Source organism: Pseudomonas sp. LBUM1671 (assembly GCF_059695685.1).
On the sequence record NZ_CP166782.1, the window covers coordinates 6,086,405 to 6,110,870 of the forward strand.

At 61.4% G+C, this 24,466-nt stretch carries 16 protein-coding genes; 13 read left to right on the forward strand and 3 right to left on the reverse strand.

Going from position 1 to position 24,466, the window contains the following annotated elements:
• The first annotated feature begins 254 nt into the window (after nucleotides 1–254).
• On the forward strand, nucleotides 255–1,748 hold the full coding sequence (locus tag ACA060_RS28225; RefSeq protein WP_497314458.1) for a YifB family Mg chelatase-like AAA ATPase: 1,494 nt from the start codon (nucleotides 255–257) through the stop codon (nucleotides 1,746–1,748).
• Between the two features lie 6 nt (nucleotides 1,749–1,754).
• Here ACA060_RS28225 and ACA060_RS28230 read toward each other — a convergent pair whose 3' ends face one another.
• Entirely contained in the window at nucleotides 1,755–2,969 is a 1,215-nt protein-coding gene (locus ACA060_RS28230; protein WP_497314460.1) for an aldose 1-epimerase family protein, read from the reverse strand.
• Nucleotides 2,970–3,234: 265 nt separating this feature from the next.
• On the opposite strand from ACA060_RS28230, the gene ACA060_RS28235 reads away from it, so the two are divergent.
• The 11 genes from ACA060_RS28235 to ACA060_RS28285 are packed head-to-tail and all read left to right on the forward strand — an operon-like array spanning nucleotide 3,235 to nucleotide 19,625.
• A complete protein-coding gene (locus tag ACA060_RS28235) occupies nucleotides 3,235–4,608 on the forward strand; it encodes an SrfA family protein (RefSeq protein ID WP_497314462.1) in 1,374 nt (457 codons plus the stop codon).
• Between the two features lie 17 nt (nucleotides 4,609–4,625).
• A complete protein-coding gene (locus tag ACA060_RS28240) occupies nucleotides 4,626–7,691 on the forward strand; it encodes a virulence factor SrfB (protein ID WP_497314464.1) in 3,066 nt (1,021 codons plus the stop codon).
• Nucleotides 7,688–10,399, forward strand: a complete 2,712-nt coding sequence (locus ACA060_RS28245) for a putative virulence factor (protein WP_497314465.1) — start codon at nucleotides 7,688–7,690, stop codon at nucleotides 10,397–10,399. The genes ACA060_RS28240 and ACA060_RS28245 overlap by 4 nt, the downstream gene beginning before the upstream one ends.
• Nucleotides 10,400–10,402: 3 nt before the next feature.
• Nucleotides 10,403–11,416: a hypothetical protein gene (locus ACA060_RS28250; protein WP_497314467.1), complete on the forward strand. Its 1,014-nt coding sequence runs from the start codon at nucleotides 10,403–10,405 to the stop codon at nucleotides 11,414–11,416.
• Nucleotides 11,416–13,407: a vWA domain-containing protein gene (locus tag ACA060_RS28255; protein ID WP_497314469.1), complete on the forward strand. Its 1,992-nt coding sequence runs from the start codon at nucleotides 11,416–11,418 to the stop codon at nucleotides 13,405–13,407. The genes ACA060_RS28250 and ACA060_RS28255 overlap by 1 nt, the downstream gene beginning before the upstream one ends.
• Before the next feature lie 10 nt (nucleotides 13,408–13,417).
• Complete coding sequence (locus ACA060_RS28260; protein ID WP_497314471.1) at nucleotides 13,418–14,119, forward strand: ABC transporter ATP-binding protein; 702 nt, start codon at nucleotides 13,418–13,420, stop codon at nucleotides 14,117–14,119.
• Nucleotides 14,103–15,326: an ABC transporter permease gene (locus ACA060_RS28265; RefSeq protein ID WP_109635890.1), complete on the forward strand. Its 1,224-nt coding sequence runs from the start codon at nucleotides 14,103–14,105 to the stop codon at nucleotides 15,324–15,326. Before ACA060_RS28260 ends, ACA060_RS28265 begins: the two co-directional genes overlap by 17 nt.
• Nucleotides 15,316–16,860, forward strand: a complete 1,545-nt coding sequence (locus tag ACA060_RS28270; protein WP_497314473.1) for an SUMF1/EgtB/PvdO family nonheme iron enzyme — start codon at nucleotides 15,316–15,318, stop codon at nucleotides 16,858–16,860. The genes ACA060_RS28265 and ACA060_RS28270 overlap by 11 nt, the downstream gene beginning before the upstream one ends.
• 46 nt (nucleotides 16,861–16,906) lie before the next feature.
• On the forward strand, nucleotides 16,907–17,638 hold the full coding sequence (locus ACA060_RS28275) for an OmpA family protein (protein ID WP_109635892.1): 732 nt from the start codon (nucleotides 16,907–16,909) through the stop codon (nucleotides 17,636–17,638).
• 4 nt (nucleotides 17,639–17,642) lie between these two features.
• Nucleotides 17,643–18,149 (forward strand): hypothetical protein, encoded by a 507-nt coding sequence (locus ACA060_RS28280; protein ID WP_497314475.1) that lies wholly within the window; start codon nucleotides 17,643–17,645, stop codon nucleotides 18,147–18,149.
• Between the two features lie 57 nt (nucleotides 18,150–18,206).
• Nucleotides 18,207–19,625, forward strand: a complete 1,419-nt coding sequence (locus ACA060_RS28285; RefSeq protein WP_497314477.1) for a vWA domain-containing protein — start codon at nucleotides 18,207–18,209, stop codon at nucleotides 19,623–19,625.
• Between the two features lie 137 nt (nucleotides 19,626–19,762).
• On the opposite strand, the gene ACA060_RS28290 is transcribed toward ACA060_RS28285, so the two are convergent.
• Together ACA060_RS28290 and ACA060_RS28295 are read right to left on the reverse strand one after the other, a co-directional pair.
• Complete coding sequence (locus ACA060_RS28290) at nucleotides 19,763–21,739, reverse strand: methyl-accepting chemotaxis protein (protein WP_497314479.1); 1,977 nt, start codon at nucleotides 21,737–21,739, stop codon at nucleotides 19,763–19,765.
• A 182-nt stretch (nucleotides 21,740–21,921) separates the two neighbouring features.
• Nucleotides 21,922–22,842: a LysR substrate-binding domain-containing protein gene (locus ACA060_RS28295; RefSeq protein ID WP_109635900.1), complete on the reverse strand. Its 921-nt coding sequence runs from the start codon at nucleotides 22,840–22,842 to the stop codon at nucleotides 21,922–21,924.
• Between the two features lie 158 nt (nucleotides 22,843–23,000).
• Between ACA060_RS28295 and ACA060_RS28300 the strand changes: the two genes are divergently transcribed.
• A complete protein-coding gene (locus ACA060_RS28300; RefSeq protein ID WP_497314481.1) occupies nucleotides 23,001–24,395 on the forward strand; it encodes a NorM family multidrug efflux MATE transporter in 1,395 nt (464 codons plus the stop codon).
• Nucleotides 24,396–24,466: the final 71 nt, after the last annotated feature.

The window sequence follows — 24,466 nt, forward strand, 5'->3', positions numbered from 1 at the left end:
AGCCCTGCCAGACAGACAAGAGCGCTCACACACTTTCACCGGCGTCCGTCATTGTTCTAGGCAAGGTCCTACAAAAACATCATCCCGAGACCGATTACGTCGGCACTCCACACTCGCTTACGCTTCATCACCAGAAAGACACTCGCAACATCCAGCGAAAGTTTGTCGCCTCATTCGTAACGCCGAAGAACAACACCCCGACTACCCTTCAAAAACCGCAGGAAGCGGTTCCCGTAAAAGCTCAAGGAACGACCATGTCCCTCTCCATCGTCCACAGCCGCGCCCAGATTGGCGTGGATGCGCCCGCCGTTACCGTAGAAGTCCATCTGGCCAACGGTCTGCCGTCATTGACGATGGTCGGCTTGCCCGAAGCGGCAGTAAAGGAAAGCAAGGACCGGGTGCGCAGCGCGATCATCAATTCAGGCCTGCAATTTCCGGCTCGGCGTATCACGTTGAATCTCGCGCCTGCGGACTTACCTAAGGATGGCGGACGGTTTGATCTGGCGATTGCCCTGGGGATTCTGTCGGCCAGTGTGCAGGTGCCAACGTTGACGCTGGATGACATTGAATGCCTGGGAGAGTTGGCGTTGTCTGGCGCGGTACGTGCCGTGAGAGGCGTGTTGCCGGCGGCGCTCGCCGCACGCAAGGCCGGGCGCTCGCTGATGGTGCCGCGGGCGAACGCCGAGGAGGCGTGCCTGGCATCCGGATTGAAGGTGTTTGCCGTGGACCACCTGCTGGAAGCCGTTGCGCACTTCAATGGGCATACGCCTGTCGAGCCCTACGTTTCCAATGGCTTGCTTTACGCCAGCAAACCCTATCCGGACTTGAATGAGGTGCAGGGGCAAATCTCGGCCAAGCGCGCATTGCTGATTGCGGCGGCAGGGGCTCATAACCTGCTTTTTAGCGGACCGCCAGGAACCGGGAAAACATTGTTGGCGAGTCGTTTGCCGGGTTTGCTTCCACCGCTCGCCGAAAACGAGGCGCTGGAAGTCGCAGCCATTCAATCCGTCACCAGTTGCGTGCCCTTGAGCCACTGGCCGCAACGACCCTTCCGCCAGCCCCATCACTCGGCCTCCGGCCCGGCGTTGGTGGGTGGTGGTTCGAAGCCACAACCCGGCGAAATCACCCTCGCCCACCACGGTGTGCTGTTCCTCGATGAACTTCCGGAATTCGATCGCAAGGTATTGGAGGTTTTAAGGGAGCCGCTGGAATCCGGCCACATCGTGATTTCCCGCGCCAAGGATCGCGTGAGGTTTCCGGCACGCTTTCAATTGGTGGCCGCGATGAACCCGTGTCCCTGTGGATATCTTGGCGAACCCAGCGGCAAATGCAGTTGTACACCGGACATGGTCCAGCGTTATCGCAACAAATTGTCGGGGCCGCTGCTGGATCGGATCGACCTGCACCTGACCGTCGCTCGGGAAGCTACGGCGTTGAACCCTGCGCTCAAACCCGGTGATGACACCGCCACTGCTGCGGTACTGGTCGCCGACGCCCGGGAGCGTCAAAACAAACGCCAAGGCTGTGCCAACGCATTCCTTGATTTGCCAGGGCTGCGTCGGCACTGCAAGTTATCCATAACCGATGAAGCGTGGCTGGAAACTGCTTGCGAGCGTTTGACCTTGTCACTCCGGTCGGCCCACCGACTGCTCAAGGTTGCCCGCACGCTGGCAGACCTTGAACAGATCGATGGCATCACCCGCGAACATCTGGCGGAGGCATTACAGTATCGGCCAAGCACAAACTGACAAGAATCATTCTTTAGTGAGATCAACCAACGGCGTTTGTCGCACCTCAGTCGCCCGCCCACCCTGAATCTCATTCACCCGCTGCATCGCTTTATCCACAGCCCCTTTATCCGCCAGCAAACTGTAATGGATCTGAAACTGCCTCTGCTCTTTCACCCCAATCATCGGCACCAATCCAATCGGCCGCTGATACCGTCGGTTGTAGGAAAAACTCGTCCCCGGCTCCAACCCGGTCACATACCCCTGCCCTTGCGTATCCGTGTTCTTCCACAACGAAAACACCGGCAACTGCTGGGTATTAAAACCAACCGACACCCCAAGGCTCCCAGCCTTGTTGTGCAGCACGGTCAACGTGTCGCCCTTGGCATCGCCATAAGGCACGACGTTGTAAACCGTCTCGTCGTAGTCCTTGGTCGGCGCGCGGTAAGTCTGCCAATCCGGCAAATACCCTTTGGCCTTTTCGTTGAACGGCGACACCTGTTTAACCGGCGCGGCAAAACGGGCGCCCTGTTCCAGGAATGGTGTGCTGAAGTTGCTGTGGTAAAGCGCCTGGTATTCCTTCGGATAGTCGCCGTTGTTGGTCAACGTGTCGTTCAGAGCGAACGCTACGCTGCCGGGCTCAGTGACCAGTTCGGTCACCACCGAGAAATCGACTTTCTTGAACGCCTGCTCTTTCAGCTCGCCGCGCAGGCTGATGGCGTAGGGCGGTTTTTCGTCGATGTGCAGGGTGACTTTGCTGGCCGGGATGTTGGCGGCGCGGCCATGCAGGGTCAGGAGTTCGCCGTTATCCATGCCGGGGTGGCCGACCCATTCGTAGCCGCAGCGGGCGACCAGTTCGTTGAAGCCTTCGAGCCAACCCAGGCCACCGCGGCCGTTGAGTTCGATGAAGGACGGATTGACCACGTCCTTGACCGGCGAATCCCAACCCATGCGCACATCGCCGACCGATGCCTGCAAGACGTTCATCCCGCGAGTTGGCACCACCGAGAGTTTCATTGTGCCGTTATCGATGTCGACGATGCTGACGCCCTCCTGCCGGCCACCGTGCAAGGTGCGCAGGGTCACGGAGAAAGGTTTGTCGGTTTTCACGCCGAGTTGCTGGCTGGTGATCTGCCAGTTCTGGGCGGCCTTGTCGGTGTCGAGCAGCACGTAATCCCAGGCCATGGCATGGGAGGCAGTGGTCAGCGCGCCGAGGGCGATGGCGAGTTTGAGCGGGGTCATGAGGGAAGCCTTTCTTGGAGTTGTGCTTTTTTATAGCGCTGATGAAACGTTTCAGCAAGATTAAAAAATCCAGGCGTCCCCGCCGTTCCTCGCAAATACACAACGACCCAAGCAACGCCCGCTTTGTTACGCTAATCTCATACGGTTTTGGCCTATCGGCTGATTGACGGCGACATCATTATGACATTAAGGTCGCCAGCTAATTGCAGGAGCAAGAACAGGCACTTTTGCCTGTCATTTGCGCAACGGATGATATGGAGTTTGGATGCGCGGGGCACTATTACGCAGCGGTAAGAGCGGGTCATTCACAGCCCTGGGCGAAACAGGTCAACCGGTCTACCGGGCTGCCCTGCAATTGCGCGAAGCCATTCGCCGCAAGAACCCCGACATGGTCGATCACCTGGCCATTCCTCAAAGCGACGAACTCGGCAACCAGATTGATTGGTACAGCGGTCTCGACGGCGATGTAATCCCGTGGAGCAGCGCGACCGAAGAAGAACGCGCACCGGCCCGTCGCCAACTTGAAGCCCTGAAGACTGCGCTCGATGAATTGAGCCAGCGTTTCCTGGGCACGGATTCGGGCGAACAGCAGCAAGGCGACAAAGCCGTGTTCGGCAAGCTGCTCAAGCGCGTCATTCATTTCCCTGACGAAAACTTCGTCTACCTGGTGCAAGGCAAACCGGTGCTGACCTTCTGGGGTTTCGAGCACGCCGGTACCGGCAATCGCGATCCCCTGCACTGCCTTTATCAGGTTCCGCCCGTATTCACGCTGCCACCCGTGGTCGAAGAACCGGTTGTAGCGCCCGTCGTGCCAGTGGTGGCTCGTCCGTGGTGGCGTCGCTGGTGGTGGCTGTTGCTGCTGCCGTTCCTGTTGCTGCTGTTGTGGCTGTTGCTCGGCTTGCGCGGTTGCGTGCCGATTCCATTGGTGGCGGTGGACTTGCTGCCTGAGGGCATCGTGCCAGTGGAAAACCAGCTGGAAGAGCCGCAACTGACCGGCAATGTGACATCGCTGAATGGCGTTCCGGTGACCGGCACCGTCGCAGGCTCCACCACTGGCGCAGCCGTGACCGGCACTCAGGGGGTGGAAGCTCCAGCCGTGGCCGGTAACGAAGCGGATGCCGCAAACGCCGACGTCACCCAAGACCCGGCCGCCGAATCACCAACTGCGCCAACTGCGCCACCCGAAGCCAAAACCGAGGCTCCGTCTGCCGTCACACCGCCCGACGCGCAAAAATCCGCCGCCGCAGCCGCAACCGCAAAACCGGGCCCGCCCCTGAGCATTCCACCTGACGCCGCCGACGGTGCCGCCAAGTTCCTCGACGGCCAGTACCGCGCCGGCGCCGGCATCCAGGATCGCCGGACCGGCAAGCCGCTGCGTCTGGAATACCAGTTGAAGGACGGTAAAGGTGAAGTCACCGTGCACCAGGCCGACGGCTCGAAATGCAGCGGCCCGGTTACCGCCACCATGAAGGGCGGCAGCCTCGCCATCGACAGCCAGGGCCAGGCCGTGTGCGGCGATGGCAGCACTTACGACATGCCCAAGGTCAACTGCCGCAAAGGGGCGACCACGGTCGCGGACTGCACCGGCGGTTACGGAAAAGATCAATTCCCCATGTCCATGCGGCAAATGGGCGAATAAGACTGGAATAACCCGACATGTTGCCTGAAGTCACCCAATTCGAAGACACCGTCACGCTCGTCAGTGACACCGGTATCCAGTTCATGGATTTCGCCCTGCGCCTGGATCCTCGTAAGGAACCGGCAGGCGAGTTCGCGCCAATGATCAGCGGGCTGATCTGCCGGCTGATGTACAACGAAGAGAAAGACTTCTACTTCTACGAGCCCGAACCGGAAAAGGTCGAGAAGGCCAAACCGGCGTTCAGCGTCGACATGAAAAGCAGCCTTGATCTGCTGGACGGCGTCTGGCTGCCGACGCCGTTTTTCCGTTTCATGCCGCCGCACCGTTTCGACGAAGGCCCGACCAACTGGTCGCGCATGCGCCTGGTGAAACTCGCGACGCCGGACATCGACGGCAATACTCATCGCCTGACGATGGCGTTCGACAGCCGCGTCATGCCCAAGCGTGACGGCACTGCCTACCTGGCGCCGAACGAAGAAGACATCAGCTCCGGCGTGTCCTTCAAACTGGCGACCAAGGCCAGCGAAACCCGCTGGTTCCTGGCCCAGCCGTGGGTCAACGAATGGCTGCTCGAAGTATTCAACGAGGGCAACGCCCATCGTTCGCGCGAAGAGCTCGACATCGACATCCGCGCCAACCATCACCTGGCGCACTACCTGAACTTGCTGAGTCTGTTGAGCACCCCGTCGGCGGCCGCGCAGTCGACCGCCAGGCCGAAGGTGGAAATCCCTGAATTGAAAGTGGTCGCCAACGACAGCAATGGCCTGGTCAAGCCGATTCCGGTGGACCTGGTGCTGGACGTCGGTAACTCGCGCACCTGCGGCATCCTGATCGAAAACCACGGTCAAGCCGGCTCCGGGCTGAAGCAGAATTACGTGCTGGAATTGCGCGACCTGATCACCCCTGAACACACCTACAACCTGCCATTCGAAAGCCGCGTCGAATTCGCCCAGGCGTATTTCGGCAAGGATCATTGCTCGGTCAAAAGCGGCCGCCACGATGCGTTCCAGTGGGCGACGATCGCCCGCGTCGGCAATGAGGCAAGCCGTTTGGCCAGCCGCCGTCGTGGCACCGAAGGCTCGACTGGCCTGTCCAGCCCGAAACGATACCTGTGGGACGAAAACGCCTACGGCCACGGCTGGCGCTTCAACTGCTCCTACATCAAGACCGACAGCGAGCCGTACGCCACCGCCGCGCCGTTCTCGCACCTGATCAACGAAACCGGCGAGGCACTTTACAGCCTCGAAGAAGATGATCGCCTGCCGGTGTTCATGCCGCGTTACTCGCGCAGCTCACTGATGACCTTCATGCTCGCCGAGGTGCTGGCCCAGGCGCTGTCGCAGATCAACAGCCCGGCCCAGCGTTCGCGCCAGGGGCACACCCGCGTGCCGCGTCAGCTCAACAGCATCACCCTGACCGTGCCGCCGGGCATGCCCCAGGCCGAGCGCAGCATTCTCAACGAACGCATGCAGCAAGCCATCGGCCTGGTGTGGAAAAGCCTCGGCTGGCACGCCGGCGAGGAAGATCCGCATCAGGATCAGGCCGTCAGCCCGCGCACGCCGATCCCGAGCATTCGCGTGGAATGGGACGAAGCCTCCTGCGGCCAGTTGGTGTACCTGTACACCGAGGTCAACGAGAACTTCGCCGGTCACCCGGAAGAGTTTTTCGACACCATCGCCCGGCCGGACAAAGCAGACCGTGAACGCATTACCCTGGCGACCATCGACATCGGCGGCGGCACCACGGACCTGGTGATCACTGACTATCGCCTCGACCGCGCCGGCAACACCGGCAGCGGCAGCAACGTGCACATCGTGCCCGAGCAGCGGTTTCGCGATGGCTTCAAAGTGGCCGGCGACGACATCCTGCTGGACGTGATTCAGGACTTCGTCCTGCCGAGCTTCGAGAAAGCCTTGCAGAACGCCGGCGTCAAAGCCCCGGATTCGCTGATGTCACGGCTGTGCGGCGATGAATCGGTCAGTGCCCAGGACATGATCCTGCGCCAGCAATTGAACCTGCAGGTATTCGCACCGCTGGGCCTGGCGTTGCTCAAGGCCTACGAGCATTACGACCCGCAAGTCCCGCAGGAAGTCACCCCGCAAAGCTACCGCCAGTTGCTGGGCGACAACGCGATCAGCCAGACCGTACTCGACTACGTCAATGCCGCCGTGCGCCGCGATGTCGGTGGCCAGAGCGGTTTCGACCTGTACGAAGCGCTGATCGGCTTCGACCTGCAAAAGCTCCACGCCGCGTTCCTCAACGATCAAATCAACATCACCAAGATCCTCGGCGCGCTCTGTGAAGTGGTCGCGCACTATCCGTGCGATGTTCTGCTGCTGACTGGCCGCCCTTCGCGCCTGCCGGGCATCCAGGCGTTCATTCGCAAAGTGCTGCCGCTGCCACCGGGCCGCATTCTGGCGCTGCAAAACTACCGCACCGGCGGCTGGTATCCGTTCCACAAGAACGGCCGCATCGACGACCCGAAAAGTACCGCTTCGGTGGGCGCCATGCTGTGCCTGTTGTGCGCCAACCACAGCGTGCCGAACTTCTACTTCCGCTCTTCGGCGCTCAAGCCGTATTCGACGGTCAAGCACATCGGCGTCATCGACCTGAACAACGTGATCAAGGATGCCGACGTGCTGTACCGCGACATCCAGTCCGAAGACTACAAAATCAAGCTGCCGGAAATCGGCACAGGCGATGATGCCGACACGCCGCAACTGGAAATGCGCGGAGATCTGCGCCTCGGTTTCCGCCAGTTGGCGGCCGATCGCTGGGCCGCTTCGCCGCTGTACACCCTGCGGTTTACCAAGGCCGGTCGGGAGAAGTTCTCCCGCGCGATTGGGGAAAACGGCAGTGCGCCGCTGCTCAAGGTGCGCTTCGAAGTAAAAGCGGCCGACAAATACACGCGCAAGCAGGATCTGGTCAGCGACCGCCTCTCGGTACGCGACATCGAATCCAACAGTAACAACGTCAACTTCAACCCGCGCAGCGACCTCGAGCTGGAACTCAACACCATGCTCGACGCCGGCCTGAGCGAGACCAAGTACTGGCTCGACAGTGGAAGTGTGAAACGCAAATGAATGACCTGACCCCCGAACAAACTCAGCTTTCAGCCAGTTGGGCCGCTGTTTATGAAGGTGCCGGTCAGGCGCTGGAATGGATTGGCCAGACGCGCGGCAACGCGCCACGCCTGGACAGCGAAGCCGACAGCCTGAACATCCGCCTGCACCGCGCCCGCAACCTGGCCCACAGCCTGGGTCGCGTGGCCTGCACGCCGATGACCATTGGCTTTTTCGGCTTGTCCCAGGCCGGCAAGTCCTATCTGATTTCGGCCCTCGCGGCCGGTCAGAACGGCAAACTGGAGACCGATTTCGGTGGCCAGCGCCTGGACTTCATCAAGCACATCAACCCGGTGGGTGGCGGCAAGGAAGCCACCGGCCTGGTGACGCGCTTCAGCCGCCGCGCCACGCCGAGCCAGGATCCGCAGTTCCCGGTCGAGCTGACGCTGTTCAAGGAAATCGAGCTGGCGAAGATTCTCGCCAACTCCTGGTTCAAGGACTTCGACCTTGAGCGGATCTCCTACGAGATCGACGAAGAGCGCATCCAGCGCGTGCTGAAACCATTCGAAGGCCGCGAAACCGGGCCACTGCAACCGGGCGTCAGCGCCGATGATCTGGTGTCTCTGTGGGATTACCTGCGGGACAACTTCCGCAACTCGGTGAAGAAGCTTGAGCACCTGTATTGGCCGACAGCGTTGCAACTGGCGCCGCGCCTGAATTTCCAGGAACGTGCCGAGCTGTTTTCGATCCTTTGGGGTGAGCAGAGCGAGCTGACGCGTGTGTACCAGCAACTGGCCGGCGCGCTGCACAAGCTCGGCTTGCCCGAGACCGTGTTCGCGCCATTAAAGGCCTTGGTGAGTTTCGAAAACGACACCTACAGCCAGCGCGACAGCATCATGAACGTCGACATCCTCGAGCGCTTCGGCAGCCCGCGGGACTTGCCGATCGACGTGCGGCCTCAGGTCGAAGGACGCCTGCAAAACAGTCAGGGCATCCCGGTCGCGCAACTGGCGGCACTGACGGCCGAGATGACCTTTGGCCTGATCGAAGCCCCGGCGGACGACATCGTCAACCAGGTCGACTTGCTGGACTTCCCCGGTTATCGCGGACGCAAGAAGCTGCACGAGATCGCCAACTCCAGCGACCCGGAGTCCGCCACCAAGGACAACTCCGTCTCGCAGTTGATCCTGCGTGGCAAGGTCGCTTACCTGTTCGAGCGCTACACCGACAACCAGGAAATGAACGCGCTGGTGGTCTGCACCGGCTCGACCAAACAGAGCGACGTCAACGATGTGGGCCCGGTGCTCACGCGCTGGATCGAAAAAACCCAGGGCGCCGACGCAGCCGCTCGCAGCAAGCGCGACACCGGCCTGATCTGGGCGTTGACCATGCTCGACCTGCGCATCACCAACTCCCTGAGCCTGACGTCTGATCAGTACGACGAGAGCTGGAACGGCATGGTCAAGCTGACCATGCTCGAGCGCTTCGGCAGCCTGAGCTGGATGAACGACTGGGCCGGCACGCCGTTCCAGAACACCTTCCTGGTGCGCAAGCCGCGTATGGATGCGGCGTTCATCGTACAAGACGCCAGCGGCGCCGAAACCGGCCTCAACGCGAGCTATCAGGAGCGCGTCGACGCCCTGGGCGCAAGCTTTGCCGGCAACGAACTGGTGTGCAAACACATCAACAATCCCGCCAACGCCTGGAAAGAAATGCTGCGCAACGATGACGGTGGCATCAGCCACTTCAGCGGCAGTTTCAAGGGTGTGGCCAAGATCGAATTCAAACTGCAGCGCATCCGCGAACAGTTGAGCGAATGCCTCGAAGGCTTGACCACTCACGGCTTGAGCACCTGGTATCACGCCGACGGTGACGGTGCCGCAGCCGCCAAGAAAGCCCAGGCGCAGATGATTCTGACCGGCCTGGGCCGTCGCCCGGCCGTGCTCGGCGAGTTCATTGATGAGCTCGACATGCCGAGCGAATCGGTGCGCGACCTGTACCTCAGCGGTGTGTACGAAACCGATGACGCGCCTGCCGCCAGCGATGAGCCTGCCGCGCCGACACCGAGCCAGAGCCTGTACGGCAATGACGCCGGTTTCGACTTCGATTTCGGCGACGACCTGAGCCACGAAGCACCGGTCAGCAGTAAAACCAACACCCCGGCGCCGGAACTGCAAAGCAACGAACACCGCTTTGCCAAAGCCGCGTTCAAGGCCTGGATTGCGCACCTGCGCGAGCTGACCACCCGGCAGAGCCTACTCAACCTGTTGGGGTTGGAAAAGGCGTTGATCGAAGCCGTGGTCGACGAACTGATCACCGCCGGTTACCGCCAGGACCTGCCCGGCCAACTGAGCCGTGCGGTGCTCAAGCGTGCGCAAAGCGGCGCGCGACGCGATCAACTGGTCGAGCGCCAGGTGCTGGAAGTGCAACGGGTGCTGCGCGATTTCGTGTCCTGGTTCGGCTACCTGCAGAAACCGGTCAACGAGCGCCCGAACAGCCGCGCCGGTGCCAAGGCGCCGTTGTTCTCGTTCTACACCGACATCGGTCCGGGACAAGTGCCGGTACTGCCGCCGCAACCGGCGAACCAGGCGCAGCGGTATCTGGGCGACTGGCTTTCGGGCCTGGCCTACATCACGCAGGACAACGCCGGCCATGGTGCCGGTCGCGAAATCACCCCTGAACAGAACGAACGGCTGGGCCATGTGCTCACAGCCTTCACAGCGAGATAAGCAATGCCAATTCGTGTCGACCTGCTCGCCTTAGAACCCAACGTGCCTGGCCAGGCGTGCCTCACTGTGAAGAAATGGCAGGGTGGCGAAGAACGGCTGGAGTTCTCCATTCAGCGCAACCAGGACGGTTTCTACCTCCAGGATCAGAAGGCCTGGAGCAACAACCCGTTCTGGTTCAAGGTCTCGCGCTTCAGCGTTGCGGCCAGTGGTGAAGCCCTTGAAGCCCAGGTCGGCCCGGAAGTGGTCGACCCGCTGCTCGAAGGCGGCGCCAACTCGCAATTCCAGATCGAACTGCGTGAGCAAAGCCTCGATCATAGCGATAAAGGGGTAGTTCGCCCCGGTGTGGGCCTGTTGCCGTCTACTGCGGGCGGTCAAACACGCTCGACTTATGGTGGTGCGGACCTGACCGCGCCCCGTGCGCCAGAACCCGAAATTCCGGAGCTGCCGGAATTGGTCCTGCCCACCGCCGAGCCAGAAATCGAACTGGAGTCGGTGCCCAACGAACCCGCCTACACCCCGCCTCCGCCCCCGGTGAAGAAAAGCAACAAAGGCCTCATCGGCCTCGCGCTCGTCGTGCTGTTGCTGGTGGCCGCCGCGGCCGGGTTCTGGTTTTACAAACGCACTCCGGCGCCTGTCCCGGCGGTTGCCGTCGCACCGGCCGGTGCCGACGCACAAGCCTGCACCCTCGACAGCATGAACAGTCTGCCCGAGCTGACTTTCGTCCAGACCTGCATCAAGGCCGCGCCCGACAGCGCCAAGTTGCTGGAGATCATCAACGAAGCCAAGGCCGGCAAGCACTGCGGCGTCGCCCAGCGCTTGTACGCCAACCGTGCCCAGGCCGGTGACTCCTTGATTGCCAACGCCTATGCCCGCGAATACGACCCCAAATACCTGAAGGCCAGCGAGTGCTTCCCGGCCGCGGACAACGCCACCGCCGCCTACTGGTATGAAACGATCCTGACCCAGGACCCGAACAACGCCGAAGCCAAGCAGCGTTTCGAGGAGTTGCAGAAGTGATGCGTTCGTCCCTGAGTCGTTTCCTGCTGAGCGGCGCCGCGCTGTTGGCGCTGTGCATCAGCCCGTTGTCCCAGGCCGATGACAAACCGCTGATCCAGGCCGGTAAGAAAACCCTGTTCCAGCGCGTGCTGACCACCCCGGGCTGCAAGATCAGCCCGACAGCGGGCGGCGCCGCCGGCGATGAGCAACCGGTGTTCAGCCGTTTTTATGTGTACGAACGCGCGCAAGCGGCCAACGCCGAATGGCTGAAAGTCGGCCCCGACAGTTACGGCAAAACCATTGGCTGGCTGCCCGCCAGCTGCACCACCGACTGGAAAATGCAGCTGACGCTGGCCTTCACCAATCCGGCCAACCGCGACCGGCTGCTGTTCTTCAAGGAACGCGCCACCGTCGAAGGCATCCTCGATGCGCCGGACCCGGTGAGCAAAGTCGCCCCACTGCGGGCCACGCTGAAAAAGGGCAAGCAAGCCCCCGGCGTGCTGGCCGAAGAACCTGAATATTTCGTCGACCTGCAAAAGCAGTTCTACCTGTTGCCGGTCCTCAGCGGCGAAGAGGTCATGACCGAGGGCGGTTTCCGCACGCGGCTGCTCAACGTCGCATCGGTCAGTAAACCGGATGACAAGAACGCCAAGGGCGGTGCTGCGAGCGGCGCGGCCGGCGGCAAGGAAGCCGAGGACAAGGCAGCCAGCCAGTTGAAGGAATTCAGCGCAGCGGTGGTGTTTGTCATCGATTCGACGATCTCGATGGACCCGTACATCGACCGCACCCGCGAAGCGATCCGCAAGGTCTATCAGCAGATTGAAGCGCAGAACCTCGGCAAGCAGGTCAAGTTCGGCATGGTCGCTTTCCGCTCCAACACCCAAGCGGTGCCGGGGCTGGAATACACCACCAAGATGTACGCCGACCCTACCAAGGTGAAAGACAGCGCCGACTTTTTCGCCAAGATCGCCGACCTCAAACAGGCCAGCGTGTCGAGCAGCAGCTTCGATGAAGACTCGTTTGCCGGCGTCATGGACAGCATTGACAAGGTCGACTGGAGCCAGTTCGGCGCGCGCTACGTGGTGCTGATCACCGACGCCGGCGCCATCGAAGGCGACGACAAACTGTCGAAAACTGGTTTGAGTGCTTCCCAGGTTCGTCTCGAAGCCGCCAACCCCGGTGTGGCGATTTACACGCTGCACCTGAAAACCCCGGCAGGGATCAAGGACCACGCCAAAGCCGAGGCGCAGTACCAGAATCTGTCGACCTACCCGGGCACCAACACTTCGCTGTATTACCCGGTGAACGCGGGTGACATCCAGGAGTTCGGGCACAAGGTGGATTCGCTGGCCACCGCGATCACCTCGCAGGTGAAAGCCGCCTACATGGGCGAAGACGCCATCGGCAGCGCGGCGAATGCCAAGCAAGACCCGGCCGAGAAGAAAATGCTCGAAGACGCGGCGCTGATCGGCCACGCGATGCAACTGGCTTATCTGGGCGAGAAGACCAACAGCAAGGCGCCGCCGGTGTTCAAGGCGTGGATCACCGATCGCGACCTGATCAAGCAGAACATTCCAACCACCGACGTGCGGGTGCTGCTGACCAAGTCCCAGCTCAGCGACTTGAGCGACGTAATGAAGAAGATTCTCGACGCGGCCAACGAAGGCCTGATCTCGCCGACGGAAATGTTCGAGCGTCTGCGCTCGGTCGCCGCCACCATGGGCGCCGACCCGAACCAGCTCAAGCAGAACGGCAACGCCAAACTGGCGGAAATGGGCGTGCTCGGCGAGTACCTCGAAGACCTGCCGTATCAGAGCGAAGTGCTGAACCTGGACGAAGAAACCTGGAAGAGCTGGGATGGCCTGGCGCAGGAGAAATTCATCCGCACGCTCAATACCAAACTGCGGCACTACCAGCGCTACAACGCTGACGTCGACCGTTGGGTGGCTTTAGCCAAGGACAGCGATGCACGGGACAACGTCTACCCCGTGCCACTGGAAATGATGCCTTAACGAGACGCCGATGCTCGATATCAAGAACCTGCTGGTGCGCCGTGGTGACGGCGCGCTGGCCCACCATGTGCGCCTGCCGCGCTTGCAGGTCGGTGCCGGGGAAATCCTCGCCATCACCGGCGAGAGCGGCAGCGGCAAAAGCACGTTGCTCGAAGCTATCGGCCTGTTGCTTGCACCGATGGAGCTTGAGCGTTTTCGGCTGGGCGCGGCGCAGGATCAGGACATCGCGCAATTGCTGGCTACCGATGACCAACCGGCTTTGGCGGCGGTGCGTTCGCGGCACTTGGGGTTCATTTTGCAAAGCGGCGGCTTGCTGCCGTTCCTGAGCGTGCGCGACAACATCAGCCTGCCCCGCCGCTTGCTCGGTATGCCGGTCAAGAGCGCGCACGTTGATCACGCAGTCGAGGTGTTGCGCCTGCAAGGCTTGCTGGATAAACAACCACAGGCACTCTCGATAGGTGAACGCCAGCGCGTTGCCTGCGTTCGCGCAATTGCCCATGAACCGCTGCTGCTGTTGGCCGACGAGCCCACCGCCGCACTCGATCCGCACAGCGCCCGGCGTTTGTTCGAATTGCTGCTGAGTCTGGTGTCGAGCATGGGCCTGAGTGCCCTGGTGGTCTCCCATGACTGGGCCTTGCTGAAGGATTTCGGCTTGCCGCGACTCGGCGCTATCAGCCGTCAGGGAGAGACACTGTTTGAACCGATGGACTGACCGACTGCGCCTGCTGGGCTCGCTGGCCCTGCAAGACCTCTGGCACGACCGCAAGGTGTCGTTGTGCATCGCCGCCTCGTTGGTGGCGGTGATCGCGCCGCTGTTGCTGCTGTTCGGCCTCAAGCACGGGGTGGTGAGCCAGTTGCAGGACGAACTGCTGCGTGACCCGCGCAACCTTGAAGTGAAGATGCTCAGCAACGGCAATTACGACAGCGCCTGGATAGAACGTGTGCGCCAACGGCCCGAAACCGGCTTTGCCTTGGGCCAGACCCGCTCGCTCAACACCCAGGCGGACTTGCTGATCGGCATGCAACGGTTTGTCGAAGGCGCGGAAATCATCGCCACCGAACCCGGCGACCCGCAACTGAACCTGCCGCAACTCAATCCCACCGGCAACCAAGTGATCCTCAGCGCCCGCGCCGCGCAACGTTTGCAGGCCAAGGTCGGCGACCGTGTGCAAATGCGCGTGTTGCGTCGCCTGGAAGGTGTGAATGAACGCGGTGAGATGACGTTGACGGTGCTGGAAGTGCTCGACGGTGCGCGGTTCGGTCGCGCGGCCGGGTTTGTCGCCCCACCGTTGCTGCTGGACCTGGAGCGCTTTCGCGATGGCTATCAGGTCAGCGCATTCGGCATCGGAACCGGCAAGCCTCTGGGCGATCTGCAACCGCTGTACGCCCGCGCCCGCCTCTACGCCCGCGACATCGACCAGGTCGCGCCGCTGGAACGCTGGCTGAATGAACAACATATCGAAACGTCGAGCCGACTGGCCGACATCGACAACGTCAAAGCCATCAACCATGTGCTGGGGCTGATCTTCGGGGTGATTGCACTGGCGGCGTTGATCGGTTGTGTGGCGTCGATGGTCGGCGCGTTCCTGGCCAACATCGACCGCAAGCGCAAAAGCCTCGCGGTCCTGCGCCTGCTGGGTTTCAAACGCACGGCGGTCGGCGGTTTCGTGGTCCTGCAAGCGCTGGTGCTGAGTCTGGCCGGCTACCTCGGCGGATTGGTTTTTTATGCCGTCGGCAGTCATTTGTTCGACTACCTGCTCGGCAGTAGCCAGGCCACCGGCACCTTCGTTTGCCACATCACACTCTGGCACGGCCTCGCCGCCCTGCTCCTGACCTTTCTGGTCGCTGCACTAGTGGCCGTGATCGGCGCCGTGCGAGCGATCAACATCCAACCTGCGGAGAGTCTGCGTGAGCTATAAACGTTTGGGCTTGCTGTTGCCCCTGAGCCTCGGCTATCTGCTCGACGCCTCGGCGGCGGGCTGGGAAGAGAAGTATTACAACCCGATGCCCGAGGCCAGCGACGTCGTGCTGCCAATGCCGTGCGAAGGTTCGATGGTGTTTCGCAAGGTGTTCATTCCGGTCGCCGGGCCGCTTGACGACTACCCGATCAACATCGGTCAGGACGGCGCGGAATACGGCTATGTCGAACAGACTCGACCGACGTTTATCGCCGGCAGTTTCACCGGCGCGAAGAACGACAAATCCCGCTACTACCTGATGGCCAAGTACGAGATGAGTCAGCTCCAATACGCGGCGTTGACCGAAAAAACCTGCCCCACCGCCGCCACCAAAATGCGCCTGCCGCAAGTGTCGGTAAGCTGGGTGCAAGCCGTTGAAGCGGCCGACAAGTACAACCTGTGGCTGCGTAAAAACGCGGCCGGGAAATTGCCAAAAGAAGACGGCGCACTGGGCTTCCTGCGCCTGCCGACAGAAGTCGAGTGGGAGTTCGCGGCGCGCGGTGGCCTGGAAGTCGGCGCGGCGGAGTTCCGCGACACGCGCTACCCGATGCCCGACGGTATCAACACTTACGAATGGTTCGCCGGGGCGCAATCGTCCAACGGCAAACTGCAATTGTCCGGCCTGCAAAAACCCAATCCGCTGGGCTTGCACGACATGCTCGGCAACGTCGACGAGATGATGTTCGAGCCGTTCCGCCTGAACAAACTCGACCGCCAGCACGGTCAGGCCGGTGGCTACGTGGTGCGTGGCGGCAATTACCTGACCGCTCAGGCCGACCTGCGCACCGGGTTGCGCAAGGAAGAGCCGTACTACAACGCCGAAGGCCAGGTGAAAAACAAAACCACCGGTATGCGACTGGTCCTGGTGTCGCCGACCCTGACGTCGCGCGAACGTGTTGCCAGCATTGAAAGCAGCTGGAAGAAACTCGGCACCGGCAGCAAGGAAACCGAATCGGCCGATAAAGGCACCGTTCAGTCGCTGAACACCCTGGCCTCGGGCGTCGAAGACAAGGCGCTAAAGGAAAAGCTTCAGGCCCTGGAAAACCAATTGCGCGCCAGCAACCAGCAACAGGAAGAAACCCGCGACCAAGCGATCCGCGCCAGCCTTAACCTCGGTGCGTTCCTGTGCACCAAGATGCTCGACGACGGCCAGTACGTGGACTTCCTGCAAAAGAACTACAAGCTCAACTGCGAATCTGCCGACAAAGACGCCAGCTGCGACATGCGCAAAGGCAAGCTCGACGAGCAGAAGGATCGCCTGCACAAACTCAGCCGTTACTACGCCAGCAGCCTGGTGGAATCGGCGACCTTATACGGCCAGCCGCTGCTGGAAGCGCAGGTGCCGGTGATGGAAGAAATCATCACCCGCAACAAACAGCTGCAAGAACTCAAACCCTATTTGCGCACGCACTGGGCCAATCAGAAGACCTTCCTGCAAAAGCAGAAGATCGACACCGATGCCTGGCTGACCAGTTGCAAGACCGTCACTCAATAACTCTCTCAATAACAACACGCCAACACCGTCACCAAGGAGTTTCACCATGTCGCGCAGCCTTTGGACTCGCTTCAAGCTTCAGATCGCTTTCGTCCTCACTGGCAGCCTGTTGCTGACCGGTTGCGCCAACACCGGCAGCTCGATGCTCGGTGGCAGCGAGGGTGCCGACCCGCGCCTGACCCAAAGCAATGACGCAGAGTTCTTCAGCAAATCCGGTTACCAGGCCTGTGCGGTCGGCGCCGGCGTCGGCATCCTCAGTTGCGCACTGTCCAACAGCAGCAACAAAGCGGTCTGCGCTATTGCCGCCGGTATTACCGCGTGTGGCGTGGCCATGGGCGCGAACTACTACCTGGATCAGCGTCGCAGCGAATACTCCGACACCACCACCCGCCTGGCGAAGATGAACAGCGACGTCGAGCAAGACACCCAGAACGTGATCGCCCGTACCGCAACCGCTCAGCAAGTGATCAATGATGATCAGGCGCAAATCGCCCAGATCAAAAAGGACATCGCCAACAAGAAAGTCGACAAGACCAAGGCCCAGGCGCAGATCGCCGAGATTGACCAGAACATCGCACGCCTGCGTAAAGACCTCGGCAACATGCGCAACAAGGTCACCGAATACACCAAAGTGGCGGATGCCGAGCGTGCACAAGGCGCCGGTGCCGAGATCAAGCAGGTGGACGTGAGCATTATGAAAATGAACCAGAAAGTCGCCGCCCTGCAAAAGGAAGTCGACGGTCTGTACAACCAGCGTTCCGCGATCACCCTGGGCTAAGCACATGACTCTACGACAGCTGGCGGTCCTCACCGCCGTCCTGGCCTTGAGCGGTTGCGCGACCAAGCCCGGGGAATGCGATGCGACCAATCGCGACAGCAGCATGCTGACCAAGATGAACTGCGACTACTCTGGTGGTTACAGCGATCAGGTCAAGCAGAAGGAACTGGCCCTGACCGCGTCCCGTCAGGAAAACGCGATGTTCCGCCAGGTGTACGAGAACATTCAGGCCCAGCAGCTCAGCACCAAGACCGACCTGGCCAGCCAGCAGAAATCCCAGGCGGCGCTGAACCAGTCGCTGGGTCAGTTGCTGTCTTCGCTCAAGGCTCGGCATGGCAATAAAGGCCAGATACAGAAGCAGATTGCCGGGCTTGAGCAGCAGCTCAAGGCTTCGCAAACGGCGCCCGCGACCAAGGCGTCTCCAGCGACGCTGGCCGCCAAGCAGGAACAACTGAAGGCCTTGCAGAAGAAAGTGAATCAGCTGCAATTCAGCCTCGGTTACGAAGAGTAACTTTTCACCCCGCAGGCCTCCCGATGGAGGCCCGCACCCTTTTCAGGAATCGTCGTCATGCAGCGGGTTATCAGGGATGCGCAAGCCACACCGGAGGGGATGAGTGCGCTGCAAGCCAAAGTCGCCCTCATCCAGAAACACTTTCCGCCGACCGTCGCCAGCCTCTTCGCCATCCCGCGGATGGGCAGCGGCGACGTGCTGGAATGGTGGACCGAACTGGGTGGCCAACCCACACCCTATGCCGACCTCAACGAGGACGCGCAACGACGTTTGCTGGAAACCTATGAAGTGCGTCAGACGTCCCTGGGACAACTGGCGGACGAACTGCAAAAACGCGGACAGCCCACGGTAGCGGATGACCTGCGCAGCCTGCTCGGCACCCCCGAGCTGGACAAACTCTACAGCCTCAACGGCGAGCCACTGGTGGTGCGCTGGAACCAGCGTCCGCCGAAACCGATCGTGCCGCCGGTGGTTCCGGTGGCGCCGGTCGTACCGCCGTCGCGCCGTGGCTGGTGGATCGCGGCGGCCTTGCTGGCGCTGCTGTTGCTGCTTCTGGCGCTCTGGGCTTATTGGTGGTTTATGCACCGCGAACCCGTCGTTGTGGTCCCGCCTGTAGCGCCCGTGGTGACACCGGTCGAGAAACCGGTCGAGCCTGTTCCCGAGCCTGTCGTGGAACCCGAGCCGGTTCCAGAACCCGAACCGGAACCCGTTCCAGAACCGGTACCGGTACCGGTACCCAAGCCAGTCCCACCGCCAAAACCGGTTGTGGCCGCACCGCCACCGCCACCGGCGCCGACGTTGGACAACTTCGCCTGCCGCAAAAAAGCGCCAAACGCGGAGATCCCGCAATTCGTCGTGGTGCTCGACACCTCGGGCTCGATGGATTTGAACATCAAGTCCGTCAAAGCTGACGAGGACTGGTTCTTCGGCAATGAGCTCAACAAATACCTGGATGTGAACCGCACCACGCAGATTTTCGCCAAGCCCAGCCGCATGGACGTCGCCAAGGATTCGCTGGCCGGCATGATCAACGGGCTGGACCCGAAAATCGACACGCGCCTCATCACCTTCGCCGGCTGCGAAAGCACACCGGACCAGGGCGTATTCAAGTTTGGCGACCGCCAGCGGCTGATCAACGGGATTCGAGGACTGGTGCCCAACGACGGCACACCGCTGGCCGACAGCCTGGCCCACGCGGCAAGCACCGTGGACGGGCGCAATAACGATGCCGTGATCGTGATGTTTGTCGACGGTGAGGACGGTTGCCAGAAAGACGTGTGCGCGGTCTCCCGCCAAATCGCCAGGGACCAACCGCGCCTGCGGGTCAACGTGGTCAAAATCGGCGCCGGTGGCCCGTCACGCTGCATCGCGGAAAACACCGGAGGTCGGGTTTACAGCAGCACCAATGCGGCGGAGCTGGGCAAACAGTTGAAACTGGCGAGCAAGGAAGTGTCTAGCAATGCCAAGTGTGATTGATCGTCTGATCTGAACATTGAGGTGACCCCAATCGCGGGCAAGCCCGCTCCCACAGGTTATATGTCGTTCCAGTTTCTTGTGAACGACACAAATCCTGTGGGAGCGGGCTTGCCCGCGATGGCTATTTCAGAGGCGCCTCAACGAAACCGGTCAACCTCTTGGCGCAAGTCCGCCGCCAGCTTCTCCAGCTCTTTAGCGGTCACGGCCAGGTTCGACACCACTTCCCGCTGCTCACTGTTCGCCAGGGCAATGCTCTGCAGGTTGCTGCTGAGCAAGGTCGCGGTGCTGCTCTGCTCCTGGGTCGCGGTGGTGATCGCCGCGAATTGCTGGCCAGCCGAACGGCTCTGCTCATCGATCCGCGCCAGGGCCGAGGCCACGTTGGCGTTGCGTGACAAGCCTTCCTGCATCAGCACATTGCCCTGCTCCATCGTGCTGATGGCGTTGCCGGTTTCTTGCTGGATGCTTTGAATCATCCCGGAAATTTCATCAGTAGCCTGACGCGTACGCGAAGCCAGGTTACGCACCTCGTCGGCCACCACCGCAAAACCACGACCCTGCTCACCGGCACGGGCCGCTTCGATGGCCGCGTTCAGCGCCAGCAGGTTGGTTTGTTCGGCGATCGAGGTAATCACCCCGACGATGCCGCCGATTTCCTGGGAGCGCTGACCGAGGGTGTTGATTACTGTCGCGGTGCTGTTCAGCGCACCAGCGATTTGTTCCAGAGACGAGGACGCTTCGTCCATCGACGTACGACCGATCTGCGTTTGCTGTGCGTTTTCCTGGGCCAGACGCTGGGTGTTGCCCATGTTGTCGGCAATGTTCAGGGAGGTCGCGCTGAACTCTTCCACGGCACCGGCCATGCTGGTGATTTCGCCCGACTGCTGCTCCATCCCTTCATAGGCACCACCGGACAGACCAGACAACGCCTGGGCGCGGCTGTTGACCTCGCCCGAGGCCTTGCGGATGTGCTCGACCATGGTCGACAAAGCCTGGCTCATCTGGTTGAAGGCACGAGCCAGCTGACCGATTTCGTCATTGCTCGATACGCTCAGGCGCACGCTCAAATCACCGGCGCCCAAGGCTTCTGCCTGACGCACCAGATCACCCAGCGGCGCAAGTTTGCTGCGCAACAGCCAGACTGCCGAGCCGACCGCAATCAGCATCGCCAGCAGGCTGCCGATTGCCAACTGAATGCCGACACTCCAGGTCACGGCGTTGATTTCGGCTTTGGGCATGCTCGCCACCACCGACCACGGGCCACCTTCGAACGGCACGGCCACGCTGTAGAAGTCTTCGGACTTGTCGCTCCAGAAATCACCCTTGCCCGGGGTTTTCGCCAGATCGACGATGGCCGGGACGGCTTGATCCAGCGTTTGCACGCCGGCGATCGGCACCAGCCACTTCTTCTGCTCATCGAGCAGCGCCAGGGAGCCGGTCTGGCCGATGCGGAAGCGTTTCAGATTCTCGAACTGCGCGTTCTGCGCGTCGGTGTAATCGAATCCTACGAACAGCACGGCAATCACCTTGCCGCTGCTGTCGCGCACAGGCGTGTACTGCGTCATGTAGGAGCGGTCGAATAACAAGGCACGACCGACATAGCTCTGACCCGCCATCAAGCGCGCATAAGCCGGGTTAGCGTGATCCAGCAAGGTGCCGATGGCACGGTTGCCATCCTGTTTGGTCAGGGAGGTACTGACCCGGACGAAGTCTTCGCCGCTGCGCACAAACACCGTCGCAACGCCCGCGGTCATTTGCTTGAACTCGTCCACTTCCTTGAAGTTGTTGTTCAACACCTCGCTGCCCAGGTGCAGGCCCGGGGTCTGGGTGCCGGCCACGGCCACTGGCTCGTCCGGATGCACGCTCAGGCCTGCGCTGAAGCGTTTCTCGAACAGACCGGCCAGGCGCTGGGTGCTTTCACGCAACGTGCCGTGAAAAGTACTCAACTGATCGGCCAGCAGCCGGGCTTCACTGGCCAGGTGCTCTTCGCGGGTGGCGAGGTTGGCAGAGTCCAGCGAACGCAGGGCGAATACGGTACTGCCAGTGATGACAATCGCCAGTATCACGGCAAGCGCAAGACCAAGCTGTGAGGCGATCCGGGCACGAGGTTGAGACATGACAGCTCCTGGCCGAGTGACCGGATCATCCTGATCACGATGCGCACTCGGCAAAAATTCAAATGGGAATTGCGACGAACCTGCACGAAGGTTCCACCTGCAGATTTTCGGCGGCAAACCTGAATACTTGAGTAATTAGCGGGGATATGGCGCAAGGCCTCTATTGCAGAGGCTCTAACGATTCAGCTCAAGCGCTCTACAGCCGGTAAATCCATTGTCCGGACCTCGCCTTGCAGGAAATCGCTGAGGCGGCGCAAACGTTCACCTCCCGGGCGGGTTTTCGGCCAGACGAGGTAATAATTCTCTCCACTGGCGACAGCCGTCGGCCACGGCAAACTCAGGCGACCCTGAGCGACATCCTCCGCCACCATCAGCAAATCGCCCATGGACACACCGTAGCCCCGGGCAGCGGCAATCATGCCCAGCTCCAGCGTGTCGAACACCTGGCCACCCTTGAGCGATACCTGATCGGCCAGCCCCATGCGCGCCAGCCATGTTCGCCAGTCGCGGCGGTCCGGCGTCGGGTGCAGCAGTTCGGTGCTCGCCAGACGCGCCACATCCCACGGCTGATCCTTCAGCAGATTTGGCGCGCCCACTGGAATCAGCTCCTCTGGAAACAACAGCGTCGCTTCCCAATCCGGCGGGAAATGGCCGTTGCTGAGGATGACGGCGCAGTCGAAGGGTTCGTGGTTGAAGTCCACGGTATCGATGTCCATCCAGGCGCTGGTCAATTGCACTTCGTTGCCCGGTTGCAAGTGCCGGAAGCGGCTGAGGCGCGCCAACAGCCAGCGCATGGTCAACGTCGACGGGGCTTTCATGCGCAGGATGTCGTCTTCGGCGCGCAAGGTATTGCAGGCGCGTTCGAGCGCGGTAAAACCTTCACGAATGCCGGGCAGGATCAGCCGCGCCGACTCGGTCAGTTGCAGGTTGCGCCCGCTGCGGTGGAACAGTCGGCAGGCAAAATGCTCTTCGAGGGTACGAATGTGTCGACTGACCGCGCTCTGGGTGATCGACAATTCTTCAGCGGCGCGGGTAAACGAGCTATGCCGCGCCGCCGCTTCGAATGCGCGCAGGGCATACAAGGGAGGAAGACGACGGGACATTCGCAAAGCTCCTATAGCGCGGTCACGCCACGTTAGCAGAAACTTGTCAGCATGAGTTTGACTCATGCTACCCATCCTTTTTATCCCTTTGTGAAAAGCCCGCAGAGCGCCGAGAATCGGCTCTCTTCTGTTTACACTGAAATCGAGGCGTGATGACCATGCAGCATCCAGCACGTACCGAACTCTGGGCCATCCTGCGGCTGGCGGGGCCGTTGATTGCCTCGCAGTTGGCGCACATGCTGATGGTCCTCACCGACACCTTGATGATGGCGCGCCTGAGTCCGGAGGCGCTGGCCGGTGGCGGCCTGGGCGCGGCGACGTATTCGTTCGTGTCGATCTTCTGCATCGGCGTGATCGCAGCGGTCGGCACCCTGGTGGCGATCCGTCAGGGCGCGGGCGATATCGTCGGCGCCGCGCGACTGACCCAGGCCGGATTGTGGCTGGCGTGGCTGATGGCGCTGGCGGCCGGTCTGTTGCTGTGGAACCTCAAGCCGGTGCTGTTGCTGTTCGGCCAGACCGAAACCAACGTCCAGGCTGCCGGGCAGTTTCTGCTGATCCTGCCGTTCGCCCTGCCCGGCTACCTGAGCTTCATGGCCCTGCGCGGTTTTACTAGCGCCATCGGCCGGGCGACGCCAGTCATGGTCATCAGCCTCGGCGGCACCGTGGCTAACTTCCTGCTCAACTATGCGTTGATCACCGGGATGTTCGGGCTGCCGAAAATGGGCCTGGTGGGCATCGGGCTGGTCACGGCGATTGTTGCCAACCTGATGGCCGTGGCGCTGGCGCTGCACATCCGTCGGCATCCGGCCTACGACGCTTATCCGCTGCGCCAGGGTCTGTCACGTCCAAACCGTCAGTATCTGAAGGAACTGTGGCGCCTCGGGCTGCCCATCGGCGGCACTTACGCGGTGGAAGTCGGCTTGTTTGCGTTCGCCGCGCTGTGCATGGGCACCATGGGCAGTACGCAACTGGCGGCGCACCAGATCGCCCTGCAGATCGTTTCGGTGGCGTTCATGATCCCGGCGGGCATTTCCTACGCGATCACTATGCGCATCGGCCAGCATTACGGCGCCGGGCAGTTGCTGGATGCGCGCCTGGCCGGTCGGGTCGGGATCGCCTTCGGCGCGGCGGCGATGCTGGGTTTTGCCATGGTCTTCTGGTTCCTGCCGAATCAGTTGATCGGTTTGTTCCTCGACCATAACGACCCGGCATTCCGGGACGTTATCAACCTGGCTGTAAGCTTGCTGGCGGTGGCGGCGTGGTTCGAGCTGTTCGACGGCACGCAAACCATCGCCATGGGCTGCATTCGCGGGCTCAAGGACGCCAAGACCACGTTCCTGGTCGGGCTGGGTTGCTATTGGCTGATCGGTGCGCCAGCGGCGTGGTGGATGGCGTTCAACTTGAACGGGGGGCCGACAGGCGTCTGGTGGGGGTTGGCACTGGGATTGGCGTGCGCGGCGGTGAGCTTGACGCTGGCGTTTGAATGGAAGATGAAGCGGATGATTCGGCGGGAGCCGGCGTCGCAGCGTTTCGACGTCGCCCAGACAGAGTGATATCCCTGTAGGAGCGAGGCTTGCCCGCGAAGGCGGCGCATCAGTTACCAACAATGTCGACTGACACGCCG

What these genes read in the sequence shown, in the direction of transcription:
- ACA060_RS28225 (WP_497314458.1), top strand. Translation starts at nt 255, where the DNA reads ATGTCCCTCTCCATCGTCCACAGCCGCGCCCAGATTGGCGTGGATGCG.
- ACA060_RS28230 (WP_497314460.1), bottom strand. Translation starts at nt 2,969, where the DNA reads ATGACCCCGCTCAAACTCGCCATCGCCCTCGGCGCGCTGACCACTGCC.
- ACA060_RS28235 (WP_497314462.1), top strand. Translation starts at nt 3,235, where the DNA reads ATGCGCGGGGCACTATTACGCAGCGGTAAGAGCGGGTCATTCACAGCC.
- ACA060_RS28240 (WP_497314464.1), top strand. Translation starts at nt 4,626, where the DNA reads ATGTTGCCTGAAGTCACCCAATTCGAAGACACCGTCACGCTCGTCAGT.
- ACA060_RS28245 (WP_497314465.1), top strand. Translation starts at nt 7,688, where the DNA reads ATGAATGACCTGACCCCCGAACAAACTCAGCTTTCAGCCAGTTGGGCC.
- ACA060_RS28250 (WP_497314467.1), top strand. Translation starts at nt 10,403, where the DNA reads ATGCCAATTCGTGTCGACCTGCTCGCCTTAGAACCCAACGTGCCTGGC.
- ACA060_RS28255 (WP_497314469.1), top strand. Translation starts at nt 11,416, where the DNA reads ATGCGTTCGTCCCTGAGTCGTTTCCTGCTGAGCGGCGCCGCGCTGTTG.
- ACA060_RS28260 (WP_497314471.1), top strand. Translation starts at nt 13,418, where the DNA reads ATGCTCGATATCAAGAACCTGCTGGTGCGCCGTGGTGACGGCGCGCTG.
- ACA060_RS28275 (WP_109635892.1), top strand. Translation starts at nt 16,907, where the DNA reads ATGTCGCGCAGCCTTTGGACTCGCTTCAAGCTTCAGATCGCTTTCGTC.
- ACA060_RS28280 (WP_497314475.1), top strand. Translation starts at nt 17,643, where the DNA reads ATGACTCTACGACAGCTGGCGGTCCTCACCGCCGTCCTGGCCTTGAGC.
- ACA060_RS28285 (WP_497314477.1), top strand. Translation starts at nt 18,207, where the DNA reads ATGCAGCGGGTTATCAGGGATGCGCAAGCCACACCGGAGGGGATGAGT.
- ACA060_RS28290 (WP_497314479.1), bottom strand. Translation starts at nt 21,739, where the DNA reads ATGTCTCAACCTCGTGCCCGGATCGCCTCACAGCTTGGTCTTGCGCTT.
- ACA060_RS28295 (WP_109635900.1), bottom strand. Translation starts at nt 22,842, where the DNA reads ATGTCCCGTCGTCTTCCTCCCTTGTATGCCCTGCGCGCATTCGAAGCG.
- ACA060_RS28300 (WP_497314481.1), top strand. Translation starts at nt 23,001, where the DNA reads ATGCAGCATCCAGCACGTACCGAACTCTGGGCCATCCTGCGGCTGGCG.